22 protein-coding genes are annotated in these 20,072 nt (G+C 44.3%); 16 read left to right on the forward strand and 6 right to left on the reverse strand.

What is annotated here, in order from left to right; all coding sequences use genetic code 11:
* Positions 1-128 precede the first annotated feature (128 nt).
* The 3 genes from AC07NA_RS01875 to AC07NA_RS01885 all read right to left on the reverse strand — a co-directional run bounded on the left by AC07NA_RS01875 (position 129) and on the right by AC07NA_RS01885 (position 3,334).
* Complete coding sequence (locus AC07NA_RS01875) at positions 129-2,303, reverse strand: TonB-dependent receptor (protein WP_494895188.1); 2,175 nt, start codon at positions 2,301-2,303, stop codon at positions 129-131.
* A 65-nt stretch (positions 2,304-2,368) separates the two neighbouring features.
* The gene (locus AC07NA_RS01880) at positions 2,369-2,686 is read right to left on the reverse strand and encodes a DUF6660 family protein (RefSeq protein WP_494895190.1); all 318 of its coding nucleotides are present in this window, start codon (positions 2,684-2,686) and stop codon (positions 2,369-2,371) included.
* A 36-nt stretch (positions 2,687-2,722) separates the two neighbouring features.
* Positions 2,723-3,334, reverse strand: a complete 612-nt coding sequence (locus tag AC07NA_RS01885) for a WbqC family protein (protein ID WP_494895192.1) — start codon at positions 3,332-3,334, stop codon at positions 2,723-2,725.
* Between the two features lie 36 nt (positions 3,335-3,370).
* On the opposite strand from AC07NA_RS01885, the gene AC07NA_RS01890 reads away from it, so the two are divergent.
* Both AC07NA_RS01890 and AC07NA_RS01895 read left to right on the forward strand, forming a co-directional pair.
* Positions 3,371-4,252, forward strand: a complete 882-nt coding sequence (locus tag AC07NA_RS01890) for a lysophospholipid acyltransferase family protein (RefSeq protein WP_494895194.1) — start codon at positions 3,371-3,373, stop codon at positions 4,250-4,252.
* Complete coding sequence (locus AC07NA_RS01895) at positions 4,252-5,349, forward strand: glycosyltransferase family 2 protein (RefSeq protein WP_494895196.1); 1,098 nt, start codon at positions 4,252-4,254, stop codon at positions 5,347-5,349. Before AC07NA_RS01890 ends, AC07NA_RS01895 begins: the two co-directional genes overlap by 1 nt.
* Before the next feature lie 256 nt (positions 5,350-5,605).
* Here the strand turns inward: AC07NA_RS01895 and aroQ are convergent, their stop codons facing one another.
* Positions 5,606-6,025: a type II 3-dehydroquinate dehydratase gene (gene aroQ, locus AC07NA_RS01900; RefSeq protein WP_494895198.1), complete on the reverse strand. Its 420-nt coding sequence runs from the start codon at positions 6,023-6,025 to the stop codon at positions 5,606-5,608.
* Between the two features lie 42 nt (positions 6,026-6,067).
* Between aroQ and xerD the strand changes: the two genes are divergently transcribed.
* The gene (gene xerD, locus AC07NA_RS01905) at positions 6,068-6,967 is read left to right on the forward strand and encodes a site-specific tyrosine recombinase XerD (RefSeq protein ID WP_494895200.1); all 900 of its coding nucleotides are present in this window, start codon (positions 6,068-6,070) and stop codon (positions 6,965-6,967) included.
* Between the two features lie 175 nt (positions 6,968-7,142).
* On the opposite strand, the gene prmC is transcribed toward xerD, so the two are convergent.
* Positions 7,143-8,042: a peptide chain release factor N(5)-glutamine methyltransferase gene (gene prmC / locus AC07NA_RS01910; protein WP_494895202.1), complete on the reverse strand. Its 900-nt coding sequence runs from the start codon at positions 8,040-8,042 to the stop codon at positions 7,143-7,145.
* Between the two features lie 33 nt (positions 8,043-8,075).
* Between prmC and ribD the strand changes: the two genes are divergently transcribed.
* From ribD to AC07NA_RS01960, 10 genes are all read left to right on the forward strand, one after another.
* Positions 8,076-9,131, forward strand: a complete 1,056-nt coding sequence (gene ribD, locus AC07NA_RS01915; RefSeq protein WP_494895204.1) for a bifunctional diaminohydroxyphosphoribosylaminopyrimidine deaminase/5-amino-6-(5-phosphoribosylamino)uracil reductase RibD — start codon at positions 8,076-8,078, stop codon at positions 9,129-9,131.
* Positions 9,132-9,178: 47 nt separating this feature from the next.
* Complete coding sequence (locus AC07NA_RS01920; protein ID WP_494895205.1) at positions 9,179-9,991, forward strand: EamA/RhaT family transporter; 813 nt, start codon at positions 9,179-9,181, stop codon at positions 9,989-9,991.
* Complete coding sequence (locus AC07NA_RS01925; RefSeq protein ID WP_494895206.1) at positions 9,991-10,605, forward strand: IMPACT family protein; 615 nt, start codon at positions 9,991-9,993, stop codon at positions 10,603-10,605. The genes AC07NA_RS01920 and AC07NA_RS01925 overlap by 1 nt, the downstream gene beginning before the upstream one ends.
* Before the next feature lie 522 nt (positions 10,606-11,127).
* A complete protein-coding gene (locus AC07NA_RS01930; RefSeq protein ID WP_345209480.1) occupies positions 11,128-11,406 on the forward strand; it encodes a hypothetical protein in 279 nt (92 codons plus the stop codon).
* Positions 11,407-11,496: 90 nt separating this feature from the next.
* Positions 11,497-12,846 (forward strand): magnesium transporter, encoded by a 1,350-nt coding sequence (gene mgtE / locus AC07NA_RS01935; protein WP_494895208.1) that lies wholly within the window; start codon positions 11,497-11,499, stop codon positions 12,844-12,846.
* A 26-nt stretch (positions 12,847-12,872) separates the two neighbouring features.
* On the forward strand, positions 12,873-13,898 hold the full coding sequence (gene bioB, locus AC07NA_RS01940; protein WP_494895210.1) for a biotin synthase BioB: 1,026 nt from the start codon (positions 12,873-12,875) through the stop codon (positions 13,896-13,898).
* Between the two features lie 231 nt (positions 13,899-14,129).
* A complete protein-coding gene (locus tag AC07NA_RS01945) occupies positions 14,130-14,993 on the forward strand; it encodes an energy transducer TonB (RefSeq protein ID WP_494895212.1) in 864 nt (287 codons plus the stop codon).
* A gap of 143 nt (positions 14,994-15,136) precedes the next feature.
* Positions 15,137-15,526: a VOC family protein gene (locus AC07NA_RS01950; RefSeq protein WP_494895214.1), complete on the forward strand. Its 390-nt coding sequence runs from the start codon at positions 15,137-15,139 to the stop codon at positions 15,524-15,526.
* A gap of 113 nt (positions 15,527-15,639) precedes the next feature.
* A complete protein-coding gene (locus AC07NA_RS01955) occupies positions 15,640-16,344 on the forward strand; it encodes a tRNA1(Val) (adenine(37)-N6)-methyltransferase (RefSeq protein WP_494895216.1) in 705 nt (234 codons plus the stop codon).
* Positions 16,345-16,363: 19 nt separating this feature from the next.
* Positions 16,364-16,855 carry a metallophosphoesterase family protein gene (locus tag AC07NA_RS01960; protein ID WP_494895218.1) on the forward strand — a complete coding sequence of 164 codons (492 nt, stop codon included), beginning with the start codon at positions 16,364-16,366 and terminating at the stop codon, positions 16,853-16,855.
* On the opposite strand, the gene rnhA is transcribed toward AC07NA_RS01960, so the two are convergent.
* Positions 16,856-17,326 carry a ribonuclease HI gene (gene rnhA, locus AC07NA_RS01965; protein ID WP_345209473.1) on the reverse strand — a complete coding sequence of 157 codons (471 nt, stop codon included), beginning with the start codon at positions 17,324-17,326 and terminating at the stop codon, positions 16,856-16,858.
* Between the two features lie 200 nt (positions 17,327-17,526).
* Here rnhA and AC07NA_RS01970 point away from each other — a divergent pair, with 200 nt between their 5' ends.
* The 3 genes from AC07NA_RS01970 (at position 17,527) to AC07NA_RS01980 (ending at position 20,020) form a co-directional block, all read left to right on the forward strand.
* Positions 17,527-18,306: an adenylate/guanylate cyclase domain-containing protein gene (locus AC07NA_RS01970; protein ID WP_494895220.1), complete on the forward strand. Its 780-nt coding sequence runs from the start codon at positions 17,527-17,529 to the stop codon at positions 18,304-18,306.
* A 97-nt stretch (positions 18,307-18,403) separates the two neighbouring features.
* The gene (locus AC07NA_RS01975) at positions 18,404-19,429 is read left to right on the forward strand and encodes an SDR family oxidoreductase (protein WP_494895222.1); all 1,026 of its coding nucleotides are present in this window, start codon (positions 18,404-18,406) and stop codon (positions 19,427-19,429) included.
* An 18-nt stretch (positions 19,430-19,447) separates the two neighbouring features.
* Entirely contained in the window at positions 19,448-20,020 is a 573-nt protein-coding gene (locus tag AC07NA_RS01980; RefSeq protein WP_494895224.1) for a Crp/Fnr family transcriptional regulator, read from the forward strand.
* Positions 20,021-20,072 lie beyond the last annotated feature (52 nt).

Consider the following 20,072-nt stretch of genomic DNA (forward strand, 5'->3'; position numbering starts at 1 on the left):
CCGGTGCCAAATAATACATAGCCCTTTAAAGCTACCACCATAATACAAACCGCCTCATAAAGCAATTTTATGAGGCGGTTTGTATTTTAACGGAATAAGGGGACAAGCTAATATGAATTACTCCCTAACTATAACCTGAATTTCACACCGCCATTCACCACAAAACCATCCAGCGGGGCATAAATATCTTTAAAGGTAGGGTTGCTGATGCTGCCGGTATATATGCTGCCAAATTTGGTTTGGCGGGTATCGGTAAGGTTTTCAAAGTTGATGAATATCGAAAAGCGTTCCCATATTCGTTCAGCCATTAAACCGGCTGTCCAATAGCTGTTGCCGGTGCTGCCATCGTTAAGCTTTTGCTTGCTGAAAAAATAGGCCTCGGCACCAATCTTCCATTGATCTTCCACCTCAAACATCAATACATTATTTAACCTGTGCGGCGATACCAGCGGATAAGCATCAATGCTATTACCAATATGCCTGCTTACATCAGCATAAGTGTAACCCAAAAACAGCTTGAAATCGCCATAAGTAAGCTTTACATTGGTTTCTATCCCTTTGGTATTTAAGTCGCCGCCGGGCTGCTGGTATTGCAGGTTGCCGTTCGGCAAGGCGTTAAGCAGCAGCGGGTTTTCTATTCGTGTATAAAAGAATAACTGGTTAACGCTAAAGCTAATCTTGTTATTAAACAGGCCGGTGCGATAATTAATATCATAATTGGCGCCATAAGAGCGCTCGGCACGTGTTTCGGCTACGTTAACGGGTAACACATTTCTGAACTGGATACGTTCGGCATCCTCAGTAAATACATTAGGCGCTTTATAACCTAAACCACCACCTAAGCGGGTAGATACCTGCGGACTAATCTTCCACAAGCCTGAAATGCGGGGCAGCATAAAAAAGCCATAGTTATTGTGATAATCGCCCCGTAAGCCCGATTCTAATATGAAAACCTTGCTCACATCCCAGGTATTCTGCACAAAGCCGCCTAAGGTATTCTGCCGGTAACTGCGCAGCGGAAAATTGCTGTTGCGGTTCTCGGTGAAATTATCGGTAAGGTAATTGAGCCCGGCTACCCAATCGGTAGTTTCGCCGTGACTGGTGTAATTGGCTTCGCTATAGGTAGATGTCTGGCTGCCCGAAAACAGGTAATCGGGCAGGCGGATGCCACGTTTATAGTAACTCACGCTATTTTTCACAGACAGCTTTTGATTGGTGCTAATATTATGGTCGAGCTGTAGCTGCGTACTATAACGCTGTGTATTGTTCTGCTCAAAGTAGGAGTGCAGGGCATCTCCATTACCTTCAATGAAATGGAGGTCGCCGCCTGTACGATCTTCAATAGTTGCGTTGATGCCTGCCGTAAGTGTGGTGTTGGTATCAAAGTAAACAAACAGTTTAGGATTGACCGTGATCCGGTTGAATTTTGGGATAGCCGTCAGATCAATATCTGATGGATCATAAGGCGAGCCATGGTTATAGGCCGCGTAAACCGTAGCCCCAAGCTTGCCATACTTTTCGCTGTAAAACGCGCTGGCATCAAGACCTTTGGCCGATGTGCCGTTAAGTAAAAAATTAAGTTGACGCTGCTCTTCCGGTGTTTTCGATAACAGGTTAACCAAGCCTGCGATAGCGCCGCCGCCATACAGGGTTGATGATGATCCTTTTATAACTTCCACCTGTTTCAGATCAAGCGGTGCTACCTGCAATAAGCCCAGTCCGCCCGAAAAGCCCGAATATAACGGAAATCCATCGCGGATGATTTGCGTGTATTTGCCATCGAGCCCTTGTATGCGTATACTGGAGTTGCCGCTGGTGGCCGATGTTTGCTGAGTTTGTATGCCGGTACTTTCGGCCAGTAACATGCGGATGTCGCCGGGTTTCATATTAGCTTTCTCGTCCATTTCCTCGCCCGATATTACCTCGACGCGGGTAGGTATATTGGCAATGGTTCGGCTGCTCCGTGTAGCACCAATTGTAACCTCGGTAAGAGTTTCGCCTTCGGCGTTCAGTTGTATAATTAAAGGCATGGTTTGCCCCTGAGGAAACATCAGCGTATCAGTACGTGTGGTATAACCTACGTAGCTGAACTGTATAATTTGTAGCCCGTTAGGTATATTAATTAAAGTAAGCATACCCGAGGTATCGGTTGATGCCCCTTTGTCGCTGCCTTGCAGTAAGGCAGTCGCGCCGGTCAGTTTTTCGCCGGTTTCGGCATCTTTGATAATAGCCTTAAACGTATTTTGCGAATAGGCCGCGGCAGTATATAGCAGTGCCATTAAAAGCACTATCAGTTTTTTCATGTGGATGAATAAATAAAGTTAACCAATGTAAATGCGGACTGTCATGTGCCCGATCGGGAAAAGGGTTAACTTAATTTTGGCGGTTGCCAAATGGATAGGCTGATCTCTTGTAGGTGAGTTTGCCTGTAAACCGTATTGGCCTTAACAGGTGATAAAACCATACGGATGGCCTGGTGCACCAATGGCTTTACCGCGACAAAACCTGTGCAGGTGCCACAGGTGTAAAAAGGGGAGCAGGCATGGCATTCTTTATCTTGCGTAGGTTTGTTTGCCGCTTCTTTTTTTACGATAGATGAAGTTACATTGCAATCATTATCAGCACAGCATGGCCTTGCCGACAGCAAGAACACATAAACAGATAATATGATGCACAATGACTTCACTACGCTAAAATATGAGAATAAATTGAATGCCGTTGATTAAATATAACTTAAAGCCTGCGGCCCCTGGTTAAATAGCAAATCAACAATACTTAAATTGGGTATAAAGCCACTGCGTTCTTCAAATACCTGGAAATATAGTTTTTGGTTATCGGTATAAGGTTTTTTAGCATTGAATGCCGAACGCAGGTCAATTGCACCCTCATATCCGGCCTCGTAAGTGGGGGTAAAGTTGAGTTCTGTTTTTATTTTCAGCAGCTTAAGCAGCAGTTCAAACAATTGCTGGTTATAATCAAACAGGTAGTCAATCTTCTTTTCGTAAAACGGTGCGAAATCATCCTCATAATACTCAAAATAAGCCGACCGACGGTAGCAGGTTTGCAGGCTCATCCAGTGCAGGCGCTGCCACCTGAAATCGTAACTGATACGTACATCTTTTATCTTGGTATGATTTTTTGAACCTTTTATTACAGGTACCACAAGCGTAAGCACGCCATCGGGCGAGTAGATGTTGGCCCGGTTGCGGTAGGTTTGTTTAGGGAAGTGTTCTTCCTGCTCAATAAATATATGGGGCTTGTAAGTGTTAAATTGTGTGAAATACTCTACCGGTGGCAGATAAAACAACGGAAGCACTGCGCCTTTATCAATCATATCTTTTATGTTTGTGGTCAAATTTCGCAGAAATAAATGATAAATAAAGGGCTTTCATATATAGGTATCTTCTTTTTGTACCTCGTATCGTTATTGCCTTTTTGGTTTTTATACCTCATTAGCGATGTGATGTTTGTGCTGGTATATTACATAATTGGCTATCGCAGAGGCGTTGTACGCGAAAACCTGGCCAACTCCTTCCCCGAAAAAAGCGAAGCCGAACGCCGGGAGATTGAACGAAAATTTTTCCGCTACTTTGCCGACCTCGTGGTGGAAACCGTGAAGTGCATTAGTATAAGTGAAAAGGCCATTTTAACGCGTATGAACGTGCTCAATACCGAATTGCTGGATGAGTATTTTGGTAAAGGTAAGAGCGTTATTGGCGCGGTAGGGCATTTTGGCAACTGGGAAATAGCCGCGCAACGGTTTAGTTTTATAACCGGAGAGCGCAGAATGATCATCTATAAGCCTTTGAGTAATAAGATCTATGATGATTTTTTTATCAGGATACGGTCGCGTTTTGGCGCTACGTTGGTAGCCATGCGTAATACGCTGCGTAAAATGGCCGAGTACCGTAAGAACCTCTCTATAAGCGTGCTTGTTTCAGATCAGACACCTGTGAAGCACGAAGCGCATTACTTTACCACGTTTTTAAACCAGCCGACCGCTGTTTTTTTAGGGGTTGAAAAGGTATCGAAAATGCTGGATGCCGTAGTGATATTTTGTGATATAAAGCGGGTGAAAAGAGGCTATTATACTTGTACCTTTGTGCCGCTTACAGAAACTCCTAAGGCTACCGCTGAATACGAGATAACAGAGCTGCACGTAAAATATTTAGAAAGCATGATAAGGCGGGAACCGCAATACTGGCTATGGTCGCACAGGCGGTGGAAGTTTAAGCCGGAGGATAAACATTAATGAGTAATACACCTAAAGTTGCCGTAGTAATATTAAACTGGAACGGCATGAAATACCTTCAGCAATTTCTTCCGTCGGTATTAGCATCAACCTGGCCAAACCTGGATATTGTAATGGGCGATAATGCCTCTACCGATGGTTCGGTAGCTATGGTGAAAAGTCTTTACCCCTCAATAAAAATAATAGAGAATGCCGATAACTATGGCTTTACGGGCGGTTATAACCGTGTACTGGAGCAGGTAAAGGCCGACTACTTTATCCTCCTTAATTCGGATGTTGAAGTACAGCCCGGCTGGATCGAACCCGTTATAGCTATGATGGAGGCCGACCCGCAGGTGGCTGCCGCCGCGCCAAAAATACGTTCTTATGCCCAAAAGGACAGCTTTGAGCATGCCGGGGCGGCAGGTGGCTTTATAGATAGTTTTGGTTACCCGTTTTGCCGCGGCCGTATGTTTTACCAGATAGAACGGGATCATGGGCAGTACGATCAATCTGGCGAGGTATTTTGGGCATCGGGCGCATCCCTGTTCATCAAAAAGCATTGCTGGGATGAAGCCGGTGGCTTCGACGACCGTTTTTTTGCCCACATGGAAGAGATTGACCTGTGCTGGCGCTTAAAAAACCTGGGCTATAAAATAATGTACTGTGCCGAATCAACCATATTCCACGTAGGCGGCGGCACATTGAATACCGAAAATCCGTTTAAAACATACCTCAACTTCCGCAATAATCTGCTGCTGCTTAAAAAGAACTTGCCCTTTGGCAGGGCGACTTTTGTAATAGGTATGCGTTTTATGCTCGATTTAATGGCGCTTTTACGCTTCCTGAGCGAAGGCAAGCGTAAAGATGCCTGGGCGGTAAGCCGTGCCCATCAAAACTTTGTACGCAACCTGCTTAAGCGAAGTCCGCAGGTGTGCCGCTCGGGTAAACCACATACTAAAAAACTGGCCGACGGTACCTCGCACGAAAATGGCCATGCCAAGCCGGATAATCACAGATCGCTAACGGGCATGTTTAACGGCAGCATTGTAGCCGAGTTTTTTGTCAGGAAGAAAACTAAATTTACCGATTTGCCTGCGGAACGCTTTTTTAAATAGGGACTACTTTATTCTGATTTGTGTCATTGCGAGGTACGAAGCAATCTCATAGCTGTTTATATCCGCTGTGTATTCGATGGGATTGCTTCTTGTTACCCTTGACGTGTTTAAAAAATGCTTATAATGGGTCATCCTGAGCGTGTCGAAGGATCGTGCGCAGAGGCCTTTACCCACGCACCCTTCGACAAGCTCAGGGTGACAGGCTATACACGTCATTTTACCTTTACAACAATGACAAATGTTTTGGAGCGATATATCAACCGTTAATCAAATTCTCAATAGCCAAACGGTACGAATCCATTCCGAAACCCGCAATTACACCTTTGCAGTTACGCGCTAATAATGATGAATGTCTGAACTCTTCGCGCTTGTAAACGTTTGATATATGCACTTCAATAACGGGTGTGTTAATGCCTGCAATGGCATCGCCAATGGCAACTGACGTGTGGGTATAAGCACCGGCATTGATCACAATACCATCGGCACTAAAGCCAACTTCGTGCAGTTTATTAATAATTTCGCCCTCAACATTACTTTGGTAGTAATTAATGGTGATGTTTGCAAAGCGGTTGCGTAACTGTTCAAGATAGGCTTCAAAACTGGTGTCGCCGTAAATTGATTTTTCGCGAACGCCAAGCAGGTTTAAATTTGGGCCGTTGATTATTTGTATATTCATTGTGCCCAAACTTAGCTATAAAACATTAAAAGTAAAATCAAATTGAACTGGCAATCGGCAATAAAGGGGTTTCAGGCGTATTTAAAATTGGAGCGGTCTTTATCGCCCAATTCTATCGAGGCCTACAGTAGGGATATAGATAAACTGGCCCAATTTGCCGAAAGCAATGAGCTTAAGCTAAAGCCTGAAACCGTTACCCTGGCCGATCTGCGGCGATTTATACAATGGGTGGTTGAGCTGGGCATGATCCCGTCGTCGCAGGCGCGGATACTATCGGGCATTAAATCTTTTTACAAGTATTTGCTAATGGAGGATATGATCACCATTGATCCATCGGAACTGCTGGAATCGCCGCGCATCCAGCGCAAACTACCCGATACGTTGAGCTTTGAAGATATCGATAAAATTATTGCCGCCATTGATCTTTCCAAACCTGAGGGGCCTCGTAACAAAGCCATCATAGAGGTGCTTTACGGCTGCGGCTTACGCGTATCTGAACTTACTGAATTACGGCTTTCTAACCTTTATCTCGATATTGAATTTATAAAAGTAACCGGCAAAGGCAGTAAAGAACGACTGGTACCTATCGGCGAATCTGCTGTAAAGGCACTCAAAATATACATTAAAGAACTACGGGTACACGTCGCCCCGAAAAAGGGGGAGGACGATATCGTTTTCCTGAACCGCAGGGGAACAAGGATAAGCCGGGTTTTTATCTTCATGATCATAAAAGAACTGGCCATACTTGCCGGAATAAACAAAACGATTGGTCCGCACACGTTCAGGCACTCATTTGCTACCCACCTGGTAGAAGGCGGCGCCGACCTCCGTGCCGTACAGGAAATGCTCGGCCACGAAAGCATAACCACCACCGAAATTTATACCCACCTGGACAGAGAATACCTGAAAAGCACCATCATTCAGTACCACCCGAGAAATTGATGGCGAGTTGTGTGTTGTGAGTTATATGTTGTGTGGATGACTGTTTAATAAAGTCACTTCGTGTGCTCTGTGTCAATCTTTGTGTACTTTGTGGTGAAACAAGAACTTTGTATTAAAAGATCACCTCTCCGTACTCTGCGTAAGAACTCTGCTCTCTCTGCGGTAAAAAAAAAACCTAAACAGCCAAAACAGCTTTTATCATTCTATCCCTACCGCTCATATCCTTCTTTAACTCAATGTTGGTGAAGTTGTTTTGTTTTAATAATTCAACTGTTTGTTCACCATAGCTTTCATTTATCTCGAAGAAGAGTAAACCATTAGCAGCAAGGTTTTCATTTGCAAATTCTGCTATGGCACGGTAAAATATCAACGGATCATGTTCGGGCACAAACAGGGCAGTATGCGGTTCAAAATCGGTTACGTTGGTGTGCATTTGTAATTTATCTTCCAAAGTAACATAGGGTGGATTACTTACAATTATGCTGAATTTTGACTGATCTTCACCTACGCCCAAAACATCGATCTTAAACGCAGGGTTCAGTATATCATCCTCCAAAAAATGCACTTTAACCTCATTCAACACCGCGTTTGCTTTGGCCGTTGCCAATGCCGCGGGTGATATATCCATGGCCCAGACATTGGCAACATGCAGATATTTTTTCAGACTGATAGCGATGCAGCCACTCCCCGTACCAATATCCAGAATCTTAACCTCACCACCGGAACCTGAAACCTCAAGCCCAGCCACTGACCCTAAGATCCACTCCACCAGTTCTTCCGTTTCCGGTCGTGGAATGAGCACGGCAGGGTTTACCTTGAATTTTAAGCCATAAAATTCTGTTTCGCCCAAAACATATTGTAGGGGTTTGCCGGTTTGCAGTTCGCTTAAAATGCGGCTTAGCTTACGAGTATTGGTAGCGTCAAGTTCCTTTTCGGGGAAAGCTTTGATATGGGCTTTTGATGTATCCAGCATTTCGGTAAGCACGGTAAGCGTAATCGCCTCCGTTTCATGCGGGTCGTACAGTCCGTTTAGCGCTTCCCTGAAATTATTAAATACATCCTTTACAGTTTCCATGCAACAAAGTAACATAAAAGCTACTTTTGCACCATGCCCCAACACGAAAAATATATGCAGCGCTGCCTGCAACTGGCCGAAATTGGCATAGGCAGCGTTAGCCCCAACCCTATGGTGGGCGCTGTTATAGTGCATGAAGGTAAAATAATAGGCGAGGGCTATCATCATAAATACGGTGAAGCACATGCAGAGGTAAACGCTATTAACGCGGTGATTGCTAAATACCCGAACCATGCCGACCTGCTGGCTCAATCAACCATTTATGTATCGTTAGAGCCCTGCGCGCACCACGGTAAAACACCACCCTGTGCCGATCTGATCATTAAACATCATATCCCCACAGTGGTAGTAGGCTGCCGCGATCCGTTCGCTCAGGTTGACGGCAAGGGGATAGAAAAACTCATTGCCGCTGGCACAGAGGTAATAACCGGGATATTGGAGGCAGAGTGCCAATGGCTCAACCGTCGCTTTTTTACGAGGGTGCAAAAGCATCGCCCATACATTATTTTAAAATGGGCGCAAACCCAGGATGGTTTTTTTGCCCCGGCAGATAAATGCCAGTATTGGATAACCGGCCCCGAAGCCCGCAAGCTGGTGCATAAATGGCGCAGCGAAGAAGACGCGATATTGGCGGGTAAAAACACCGTTGCCATTGATAACCCGCAGCTGAACAATCGTTACTGGGCAGGCAAATCGCCAAAGCGGGTAATTATCGACAGAAGGCTTGAACTGCCCACTACTTTAAATGTGTTTGATAACTCGATTGAAACACTGGTGTTTAACGAAATTAAAACCGATTTGGTGGGCAAAACAACGTATATTGCATTGGAAGATTTCGATCGTTTTGTGCCGCAGTATATTTTGTTCCAGTTATACCTGCAAGATATTCAGTCGGTAATTATTGAAGGGGGCGTGCATACGCTCAACTCATTTATTGAGGCCGGTTTGTGGGACGAAGCGCGCATTTTTACCGGCAGCGCCGACTTGCTGAACGGTATAAAAGCACCGGAAATTTACGGTATACTTGCAGCTGAAGACGCGATAGGAGATGATCGTTTAAGAGTTTTATATAATAAGTCTAACCATTAATGCTTTACGTTTTTTTAAGTATTTGCTGCAGCGTAATAGTATCTGTTATGCTGAAGCTTGCCCGGCGTTACCAGATAGATATTTACCAGGCCATCACCTGGAATTATTCGATAGCTATACTGTTAACCTGGTTCTTTTTTAAGCCCCAACTGCAAGGCCTGCAAAACGCGCCTTATGCTAACTATTTGGTATTGGGTGTACTGCTGCCGTTCCTGTTTGTTATCATCGCCTTTTCGGTACGCATAACGGGAATTGTACGTACGGATATTGCCCAGCGGCTTTCGCTGTTTATACCCGTTGTAGCTTCTTTTTTATTATTTAGTGAGCAGTTAAGTGCCGGTAAAATAGCAGGCATTGTATTGGCGTTTACGGCTATTGGCTTTTCCATACCCCAGCAGGATAAAAATAATTACCACCGCACACCGGCAAAAGGCTGGCTGTACCTGCTACTCGTTTTCGCGGGGATGGGTGTGATCGATATTTTGTTCAAACAAATCGCCGCATTTAAGGAAGTGCCTTATACCACCTCGCTGTTGCTGGTGTACCTTGTTTCGTTCGTATTCGCTATAATCGGCTTGGTATACAGGTTTGTTACTAAGCGGTCTGTGTTTTCATGGCCGCACATTATGTTCGGCTGGATACTTGGCGTAGCCAATTTTGGTAATATCCTGTTTTACCTTAAAGCGCACAGGGCATTATCGGTAACTCCATCGGCCGTGTTCGCGGCCATGAACATCGGCGTAATTGTGCTGGGCTCGCTGGTGGGTTTGTTCGTGTTTAAAGAAAAACTGAGTTTGCTGAACAAGATTGGGATAGGAGTGGCTATTGTAGCCATAGTGGCGATTTACTACGTTGTGTAATGCTTTTTGAAGATACTTATTTAACTATACAAAAGCCTGCCGAAGGTATATTCAGAGATCGCGGCAGCAAATTCCTGGCTTTTGCTTACCCCATTACATCTGATAAGGAGATTAAAGACTTGGTAGCAGCCCTGAAATCGGCACATCCAAAAGCCAACCACCATTGCTGGGCCATGCGCTTAAGTCCCGACCGTTCCGTTTTCCGGGTTAACGACGATGGCGAACCATCTGGCACAGCCGGACGACCTATATTAAACACTCTGTTGTCACATAACCTTACCAATATACTGGTAGTTGTGGTGCGTTATTTCGGCGGTACGTTATTAGGGGTGCCGGGTTTAATTAATGCCTACAAAGCAGCCACTGAAGAAGCCATTAAGGAAGCCGCCATCATCGAAAAAACGGTAAACGATTTCTATTCCATCGGCTTTGATTACCTGCAAATGAACGATATCATGCGTATCATCAAAGAAGATGACCTGATCATAATAGAACAGCAATTCGACAATGACTGCACCATAACGCTTTCCATCCGCCAATCGGCTGTAAACCGGGCTTTAGGCAAAGTAAACGGGGTAGATGGGGTTAAGGTGAAGTATTTGTATAGCAGGTAGGGTATTGTGTTGTAAGTTGTGGGTTGAAGGTTGTGAGTGGGGAGAGGTGATTAGTGAGTTTTAGATATTCAATACTCGTCACGCAGTCGCTACGGCTACGGCCGAGTGACGGCTATTACGCGGCGTCCCGCCGCTTACAATAACATACATTTATTCAAATCCCATCCTCGAAGCATAGCCGTCAACTTAATGGTTTAAGCAAACTGCATAGTTAACTCACCCGGTCTACGCTTCGCTGGACCTGCCCTCTCTGCGCAAGCGCAAAGAGGGCTAAAAAAAACAAAACCCCTCTTTCCGCTTGCGGAGAGAGGGGTGACGAGCGAAGCAAAGTCGGGGTGAGTCGCTATACCGCTATAATATTTACGCTCTCAAGTAAACATTTCATTGATTTATCCTTAAGTTGACGGCTATGCCATCCAAGGAGGAAAATCAAAAAATTCATCTCAAAAAATAATATTTCCCAAAACAATCGCTCAACAATAATGTTGCTACTATTATAAACATCAAATCTGCCTTAATATCATGAACAGCCTGCCTTTGGGAATCTATCTCGAAAACGAGAAACGGTTCGAGTTTGACTTTGTTAAACATCTTTTAAAAATCAGTTATTTTAAGGACGCTAAATTATCAAGTACCATCGTATCGCCTTTCAGGCTGATAAAAAACGAGGAACACTTGTATTTGCTTATCCATAATTACGACCGGTCGGGCGAACGAAAAATTATGGTTGAATCATTCGGACAAGACGAACTGGTGATCAATCATGAGAATACCTCTTACAAGCTCAAAAAAGTGGCTTAACTAAAGTATTGCAATTTTTAATGCCGGGGTGACAACAAATCACCCTTTTTTTGTTCCTGATTGTGGCATAATTGCTTATTTTAGTCGGATATGCAATCATTTGAAATTGATAAATCAGATCTGCTGCGCATTAAAACCGCGCTGGAGGGGGATGATGCTGAGTTAGAGAAGGTTCTGAAAGAGTATCATGCTTCGGAGATTGCCATAATTTTTGAACGGCTGCCGCAGGAGGCTAAAGAGCGTATCATCAACGTATTGCCTACCGTTATGGCATCGGATGTTATTGCCGAAATGGACGAGGAACATCACCCCGAAGATATCCTCATCAGCCTCGATCCCGAAAAACGTTCTGAAATTGTTGAAGAGCTCGACTACGACGTTGCTACCGACATCATTTCGCAGCTGGACGAGGACGAGCAGCATGAAATATTAAAAGATATCGATCAGGAGGATGCCAGCAACATCCGTAACCTGCTTAATTATGCCGAAGATACCGCCGGTGGTTTGATGAACACCGAGGTAATCAAGGTAAATATCAACCTCAATAAAAAAGAAGCCTTAGACGAGATCATCCGCCAGTCGGAAGAGATGGAGGAATTCTATACCATTTTTGTGATTGACGATGCGGACACATTGAAAGGCCTGGTATCTATCAAAAACCTGATAAAGGCCCGTGCCGATGCGAGGGTGAGCGATTTGGTGGTGACGGATTTTGTATACGTAGCCGCCGATCTTGACCAGGAAGAAGTTGCCCGACTGATATCGCAGTACAATGTTACCAGCGTGCCGGTGGTTGATAGCCACATGAAATTGCTGGGCCGCATTACGGTAGATGACATTATCGACGTAATGGAAGAAGAGAATACCGAGGATATATTGAAGATCTCCGGTGTATCAGAAGATGAAGAACTAAGCGGTAACTGGCAGGACGCGATAAAAAGCCGCCTGCCCTGGCTGGTGATCAACCTGGCTACGGCATTTCTGGCAGCATCCATTATTCGCGGGTTTGATTCAACGGTGGCTAAGCTTTCCATTATATCGGCCTATATGACCATTATTGCAGGTATGGGCGGTAACGCTGCTACGCAGGCTTTGGCGGTTACGGTACGCCGTATTTCGTTGAGCGATCTTACCGACCGGCAGGCCTATAATACCGTAATAAAAGAGTTTTTAGTGGGGATGATCAACGGTGCTTGTAACGGTTTGATCGTTTTCGGTGTGGCATTATTTTACGATGGCAACCCAAAACTTGGCCTAGTGCTGTTTTTAGCCATGACGTGTAACTTGTTGATAGCCGGTATAACAGGCGCTTCTATCCCTTTGATTTTGAAGCGTGTAGGCATTGACCCTGCCGTGGCATCGTCTATAATAATTACTACTTTTACTGATTGCTTCGGCTTTTTGCTGCCACTTTGGTTAGCATCCAAGCTTTTATTATAAATTTGACCCATCAAAATATTGAACAGATGACAGAGGTAAGAAATAACTGGACACAGGAAGAGATAGCAGAAATATATCATTCACCGTTGTTAGATCTTGTTTACCGCGCGGCCACTATTCACCGCGAAAACGAAGACTACTCAGAGGTACAAATAAGCTCACTTATATCAATTAAAACAGGCGGTTGCCCCGAAGATTGCGCGTATTGTCCGCAAGCGGCCCGCTATAACACAGGCGTTGATGTACACGCCATGATGCCGATGCACGAAGTGATTATGGCTGCGCAAAAAGCCAAAGACGGTGGTGCATCAAGGCTTTGCATGGGTGCCGCGTGGCGCGAAGTTCGCGATAACCGCGATTTCGACAAGGTGATAGATATGGTGAAAGCCGTTAACCAAATGGATATGGAAGTATGCTGCACACTGGGCATGCTTACCGAAGCGCAGGCACAACGCCTGGCCGATGCCGGTTTATATGCCTACAACCACAATTTAGATACATCTGAAGACGATTATAAGCGTATTATTACTACCCGTAGCTACGATGACCGTTTGCAAACGCTTGAACACGTACGCAAGGCTAAAATGACCGTATGCAGCGGTGGTATCATCGGATTGGGCGAAACCGAGGCCGACAGGATATCGATGCTTAAAACATTATCAAACCTGCCTAAACACCCCGAATCGGTGCCTATTAACGCGCTGGTGCCCGTAAAAGGTACGCCATTGGCCGATCAGCCACGTGTTTCAGTTTGGGAAATGGTACGTATGATTGCTACCACACGTATTATTATGCCTAAAACGGTAGTACGCCTTTCGGCTGGCCGTACCGAAATGAGTACATTGGAGCAGGCTTTCTGCTTTATGGCGGGTGCCAATTCATTATTTGCGGGCGAAAAACTGCTGACCACGCCTAATCCATCATTTGATACCGATATGGCGATGTTTGAATTGTTAGGCCTTAAACCACGCAAGGCATTTAAGAATGGCAGGCCGAATAACGAAGCCAAGGCCATTAAAGAAATGAGCATAAACGAGGTGGTAAACCTTTAAAAATACAGGCCTGCCGAATAAGCAGGCCTTTTTTATGGGATTATAATATTGAGCCGTTTTATACGGCTTTTATTTTGCCTGTAATTTTGGTGGTTTTTGATCGGGTTTATTGCAACAAAATCAATCAAAATAAAGTGTATTTGACACATTGGTAATAATAAAAAAATGTTAGAACATGTAAAATATATAAAAGGCTTTATGCGTTATTAAAGAAATTATATACCATAAATCATGCTTATCACCAAATTTGATTTGTACAAGTCCGAGTGGCTCGACCTTGTATTCACCGACAGGAACAAAAATTATGGCGCTTATGAGTTAAGGCAACACTATGCCGGAAACATGATAAGGGCCATGGGCGTTACTTTTTTAGGAGTAGGTGCTATTTTTGTAGTTAGCAGTATTTTAATGCGGGTTGAACCGACGATTGTGAAACCACTTACTGATGATGGCGGTGTAATTGTGAATATTCATCCCATCAAGCCTCCGGTGACACCACCTAAAAAGCAGGATATTCCATTGCCGGCAACAAAGAAAACACAACCGCCGGCACAAGCTAAGTCAGAACTTGTTGATACTAAAAGACTCCTTCCTCCGGTAGCATCGTCAACTGTAGATGAAAATCCACCTACAATAGAAGAGTTGAATAAGAATGCAATTGGTCCTGTAGAGGTTAAAGGCACAGGTAAACCAGGCGATAATGTAGCTCCCGGTTCTCCGGAAGGTACTGACAAAGGCGGCGGCACGATTCCTGGTGAGGGTACAAGCAGTGAACCTGTGGGCCTAAACGGCTTAGACGTAATGCCCGAACCTGTAGGTGGTGCGAAAGCGTGGCAAAAGTATTTGCAAAACAACCTGCGCTACACCAGCATGGCAGAAGATCAGGGTATAGGCGGAAAAGTGCTGTTGAGTTTTGTGATTGAAAAAGACGGAAAATTATCAAGTATAAAAGTAGAGCGTGGTGTTGGATATGGTTTGGATGAGGAGGCTTTGCGTGTACTTAAAAATGCCGCGGCCTGGAAACCAGGTATGCAAAACGGCAGACCTGTACGTGTTCGGTATCTGATACCTATCAACTTCCAGGCACCGCAATAGGCGTTTCTGTTTTAGTAGAGTGAGTAGATGGCAAAGGTTAGGAGCGAAAGTTCCTGACCTTTGTTTGTTTAAGATGCCGGGCATTTGCTTGGTATTTGAGCTATTTGTATAATTTTACAATCAACATTTACTAATAATTGCTCATGCTTAAAATAAACAGGGTACACCATATCGCCATTATTTGTACCGATTACGTGCTATCCAAACATTTTTATACTGATGTATTGGGTTTTACCATACTGCAAGAGGTTTATCGTGCCGAAAGGCAGTCGTACAAGCTTGATCTGGAAGTTGCCGGTTTATACCAGATAGAGCTGTTCTCTTTCCCAAATCCACCTGCCCGTCCGTCGCGCCCGGAGGCTGCCGGTTTAAGGCATTTGGCTTTCGAGGTAGATGATATTGACGCGGCGGTTGCCCATGTAAAGGCGCACGGTGCAATAACCGAAGCTATCCGCATAGACGAATATACCGGGAAACGTTTTACTTTCTTTGCCGACCCGGACGGCCTGCCGATAGAATTTTACGAGAAGTAATTGAAGATAAATAGCTTGTATTTTTACAGACTTTATTACCATGCTTTAAAGCAATTTCAATGTTACCTTTGCATTGCCGCTTAGTGCCTTTGTACTTTGGCAACAGCTAAAACATGATATTTAAGTTTAAACAGTTTAACGTTGACCAAAGCGGTTGCGCCATGAAGATCAATACCGACGGCGTATTGATAGGAGCAATGGCAACAGGCAAGGCGGGCCGTGTATTGGATATTGGCACCGGTACAGGTGTTATTGCCCTCATGCTGGCACAGCGCTTTAACGAGGCCCGGATTGATGCTGTTGAAATTGACGGTGATGCCGCTGCTACGGCGAAGGGTAACTTTGAGGAATCGCCATTTGCCAACAGGTTGAATTTGTATCCTGGTGATTTTGAAGATTTCTTTAAATCACACCCGCAACAGAAGTTTGACCTCATCGTATCAAACCCTCCTTTTTATATCGACTCGCTCGCATCGCCCGGCGAAAAAAAGAATTTAGCCAAACATGCCGATGCTTCGTTTTTTGAACGCTTGCTGGCTAATGTAGCTGATCATTCAAGTGATAAAGGTGTTTTTTGGCTGATACTGCCATTGCAAACAGCTGGATTGGTAAAGATACTTGCGGCTGAAAATAAACTGCATTTACAAAGGCAGATCAATATACGGTCGTTTGCGGAAGATACACCGCATCGCGAGATAATTGCATTGGGTAAAAATACTCAAGTATTAGTTGAGGAAAATTTTATAATTTACAGTGAGCCAAAACAGTATACTACTGAATATCAACAATTGTTAAAAGATTTTTTTACCATATTTTAACGTTACTATCTTTTATAAAATGACATCTATCGGCTTAATATCAGACACACACAGCTATCTTGACGACGCGGTATTTAAACATTTTGAAAACTGCGACGAGATATGGCATGCCGGTGATTTTGGTAATATTGAAGTAGTGGATAAGCTGGCTGCCTTTAAACCGTTTAAAGGTGTGTATGGCAATATTGATGGCAAAGATGTAAGGCAGGTTTGCCCCGAACACCTGCGCTTCAAATGTGAGGATATAGATGTTTGGATGACGCACATTGGTGGTTACCCGGATAAGTACAATCCTGCTATCCGTAACGAAATTTATACTAACCCGCCGCAATTATTCATCTGCGGGCACTCACATATACTGAAGGTGATATACGATAAAAAGATCAGTTGCCTGCACATCAACCCGGGAGCAGCCGGTAAACATGGCTGGCAAAAGGTGCGTACGCTGGTGCGGTTTAATATTGATGCCGATAAAATAAAAGATTTACAAATTATCGAACTGGCCAAATAACTATAGCAGGTTTACCTTGGCGTTCTCTACCTCAAATACACTATCGATAAGCAGGTCTTTTTGTTTGCCCGCTGCTACGGCAAGCTGATCACAGCGCTCATTTTCGGGGTGACCGGCATGGCCTTTTACCCATACAAAGCGGATATTATGGAGTTTGCTTAGTTCGAGGTAACGCAGCCAAAGATCTTTGTTCTTTTTATCTTTAAAGCCTTTTTGTACCCAGCCGTAAACCCATTTTTTTTCAATAGAGTCGATAACGTATTTTGAATCGGAGTAAACGGTCACTGTTTGGTTAGGGCTTTTTAAGGCTTCAAGCCCCTTAATTACAGCCATCAGTTCCATACGGTTATTGGTGGTTTTACGGTACCCGGCAGAGAGTTCTTTATAATGCTTGCCCGAACGTAAAATTGCCCCGTAGCCACCCGGTCCCGGGTTGCCGCTCGAAGCACCATCTGTAAATAACTCGATCATGCTGCAAGTATAGCAAAAAACGCCGTGGGGTAAATAAATTGTGTATAAGTCGGACCTCATCGAAGCTTCTAATAAGTCTTTTGTCACCCGAAAATCCAATTCTCGTCATAGAAACATCAGGTAATTATTATCTGCATTTTTAATAAAATGTTTTGATGAGCTTTGCGTCTATCTAACTAAACACTCACGATTTTAACCGTATGGAAAATAATTATACCACAGATAACCAGGGCATCGTTTCAAACGGTAAACCTGTTGAAAAAGAGTCATTAGCCAACTGCTGCCCGCAACTAATAGAGGGGCTGCTTGATAATTTTCAGGATAACAAACAACTGCGCGTGGCCGATCGCGAAGAAGAACTTGCTATATTGTTTTTAGACATCCGCAACTTTAGCAGTCTGATGGAATCGCGTCCTGCAATGGAGGTGATACAGGTTGTACGCCGCTTATTTACCGTGTTCAATGGTATTGTAAGTAAATTTAAAGGCAAAGTGGTTGAAACGGCAGGGGATAGCCTTTATGCTGTTTTCGGTCTGCAAACCAGCATCCGCGATGCCGCGGCACACGCCTTTCAATCGGCAAAGCTGATGTTTGAAACCCTCAACATGTTTAACGAGGCTTATGCCGTGCCGTATTATAACAATCCGTTAGAGATTGGTATAGGCATGCATGCCGGTAATGTGGTGGTAGGGCAATTCGGACTGGATGAAAGGGAGCGTTTAACAGTAATGGGTTTGCCGGTAAATATAGCCGCGCGTTTACAGGCCGCTACCAAGCAGTATAATAACGACATGGTGATCTCTGAAGAAGCATATAGTCTTTTAGGCACTAATGAATCAGGCCACGAAAGAAGAACGGTTAGTTTGCACGGACTGTCTTCAACACAAAACATACGTTTGGTGGGTAAGCCTTACGCTAAAGCTTTGCCGCCTCAAGCCAGCGGTCCCGAACTGGACTGGTTACTGGCTATATCAGGATAATGCACATTTTATAAGCGGTAACTATTTGGTTTTCTTACCAATTGTTAACCGCGTAAGCGAAAAGGTCAGGCTACCTTTATGGTATAAATTTATTACCATGAAAGGAAAAGTATTACTGACCGGTATTTCCGGTTTCCTGGGTTCGCATACCGCTATTCAATTGTTAAATAAGGGTTATGAAGTAGTTGGTACCCTCAGAGATATAAAACGTGCCGATGAGATCAAAAAGATCATAGCAGGGCATACTTCCAATATCAATAACCTTAGTTTCGCACAGGCCGAACTTTCAGATGAAAAAGTTTGGCAGCAACTCACCAAAGGCATTGATTTTGTTCAGCATGTGGCATCGCCCTTCCCGAGGGAATTACCCAAGCATGAAGATGAACTTATTATTCCGGCAAAAAACGGCGTGCTGTTTATATTGAAAGCCGCGGCCGCCAACGGTGTAAAGCGCGTGGTGATCACCTCCTCGTCGAGCACGGTATTATACGGCAAACCTAAGGGTAAAGAAAGCGGCACCTTCGATGAAACCGTTTGGACTGATGATACCAATCGCGATGATACCACACCATATTTCCGCAGCAAAACAATAGCTGAAAAAGCCGCCTGGGATTTTATTAAAACTGATAAAAGCGGACTGGAACTGGTTACAGTTTTACCCGGCGCTATATTGGGGCCGGTACTTGAAAATGACTTCGGCACATCGGCCAATATTGTTTTAAAAATGCTGGATGGCAGTATGCCTGCGGTACCAGGTATTGGGTTTGACATTGTAGATGTACGCTCTGTTGCCGATATGCTGATGCGGAGCATGGAAATGCCCGAAGCAGCCGGTGAACGTTTTTTAAGTTCGGCAGGTTTCTTATCTTTCGGCGATGTGGCGGCAATATTGAAGGCGAAATATCCCGGCAGGAAAATACCACAGCGTATTTTACCTGATTTTTTAACACGGGTATTAAGTTGGTTTGAAAAAGCGCTGGCACCTGCATTGCTTGATCTGGGTAAACAAAGGCGTGCCAACAGCAACAAAGCAAAGCGAATGCTGCACTGGCAGCCCATAGATAATAACGAAGCTGTAATAGCCTGTGCCGAAAGCTTGATTGGTTTGGGCCTGGTTAAATAGTGATGAAATAATAAGGTGATGGAAAATTTGAGCAGGGCTTTAAGTTTTGGTGGTATTTTAGGCGCGGAAGAGATAGCGCGCGTTGCCGCTGTATTCGAGGTACGTATACTAAAACCCGGCGATCACTTTTTTATGCCCGGCCAAATAGCAAACCAGCTTGGTTTTATTGATGAAGGCGTGTTCAGGCTGTATATTGCTAATGGCGAAATGGAAGAAGCTACCAAATATTTTATGCGTAAAAATCAGTTTATGATGCATATTGAGAGCTTTTATGATAATAAGCCCACTAATGAGGGTATGCAGGCTGTAACAGATGCCCGTATATTGATTACAAGCAGGGCCGAATGGCAGCGTATCACAGAGGAAGTCCCCAAGTTATTCATCCTTACTAAAAGCCTTACCGAAGCCGCACTGATCAATAAAATAAAGGATAACGATTTTTTACTTTTTGGTACTGCCAAACAGAGATACCTGGAGTTTATAAAACGTTATCCCGATCTGGCTTTGAGCGTGCCGCAGCAATACATTGCCTCGTACCTGCAAATAACGCCGCAATCGTTGAGCCGTATCCGTAAGGATGCTTTGCGATAGACAGGTTTCGTCATATTTCGTCATCAATATTTTACCTGAAATTTGATAACAA

Source organism: Mucilaginibacter sp. GW821-FHT07G05 (assembly GCF_059418565.1).